Source organism: Streptomyces sp. NPDC002386 (assembly GCF_053593175.1).
Window position 1 is genome coordinate 1 of record NZ_JBSFBX010000040.1, and the last position, 1,535, is coordinate 1,535.

Consider the following 1,535-nt stretch of genomic DNA (forward strand, 5'->3'; position numbering starts at 1 on the left):
GTATGCGACGAGTCGTTTGGTGGTGTCGGTGACGCCGGGGGTGTCGGTGTCGTCGGAACGAGCGACGACCACGGCCTGCGCGACCGCCGGATGCGACACCAGCACCGACTCGATCTCACCCGGCTCCACCCGGAACCCACGCAGCTGCACCTGATCATCACTACGACCCAGATAGACCAACTCCCCATCCACCGTCCAGCGAGCCAGATCCCCCGTCCGATACAACCGGCCACCAGCAGTGAACGGATCAGCCACGAACCGGCAGGCCGTCAAACCCGACCGCCCCCGATACCCCCGCGCCACACCAAGACCCGCCACATACAACTCACCCACCACACCCGGCGGCACCGGCGACAACGACGCATCCAGCACATACGTCCGCGTGTTCGCCAACGGAACACCGATCGGCGACACCCCACCCAGCCCCACACCCGGCTCCAACTCCAACCGGGTCACATGCACCGTCGTCTCGGTGATCCCGTACATGTTGACCACCGACGGCGCATCCACCCCCGCCCCCCACCACCCCTGCACACGAGCCGGATCCACCGCCTCACCACCCAGCACCACCATCCGCAACGCCGACCCGACAACCCCGTCCGGACGGGCGTCGATCAGCGCATAGAACGCCGCCGGCGTCTGACTCAGCACCGTCACCCCACGCTCGACCAGCACCTGCCACAGATCAACAGGCGAACGCACCACCTCCCACGGCACCAGCACCGTCGTCCCCCCATGCAGCAACGCACCCCACATCTCCCACACCGAGAAATCGAACGCCTGCGAATGACACCACGCCCACACATCCCCCGACCCGAACCCCGCACCCCACTGCCCCATCCCCGCGAACAACGACCACACACTCCGCAACGACACCTGCACACCCTTGGGCACACCCGTCGAACCAGACGTATAAATCACATACGCCAAATGATCAGGACACAAAGACCCGACCCGATCCGCATCCGACGGCGCCCGCTCCACCACAGACCGCTCATCATCCAGATACACCCGCGGCACCCCCACCGCCGGCAACACCCCATCCGTCACCCGATCCGTCACCACCACCAACGGACCCGCATCCGCCAACACATACTCCAACCGCGCCCCCGAATACCGCGGATCCACCGGCAAATACGCACCACCCGCCTTCACCACCGCCAACAACCCCACCACCAGATCCACCGAACGCCCAGCCGCCACCGCGACCACCACATCCGGCCCCACCCCACACCCGATCAACTCGAACGCCAACGCGTTCGCCCGACCATCCAACTCCCGATACGTCAACGACTCCCCACCAGCAACCACCGCCACCGCCTCCGGCGACCGCGCCACCCACCCCTCGAACACATCCGACAACAACAACTCACCCACCACGAACCCCGAACCGTTCCACCCCTCCACCACCCGCGACCACTCCCCCACCCCCAACACATCCACACCCCGCACCAACACCCCCGGCACAGCCACCACCTGCTCCAACACCCGCACAAACCGCCCCACCAACAACTCCGCCACACCACGATCGAAGA

At 66.1% G+C, this 1,535-nt stretch carries 1 protein-coding gene; it reads right to left on the reverse strand.

All coding sequences use genetic code 11. The annotated features are described in order from the left end of the window. A partial coding sequence (locus ACWCPN_RS34785; protein WP_451214578.1) for a non-ribosomal peptide synthetase occupies positions 1 to 1,521 on the reverse strand: 1,521 nt, incomplete at its 3' end. Positions 1,522 to 1,535 lie beyond the last annotated feature (14 nt).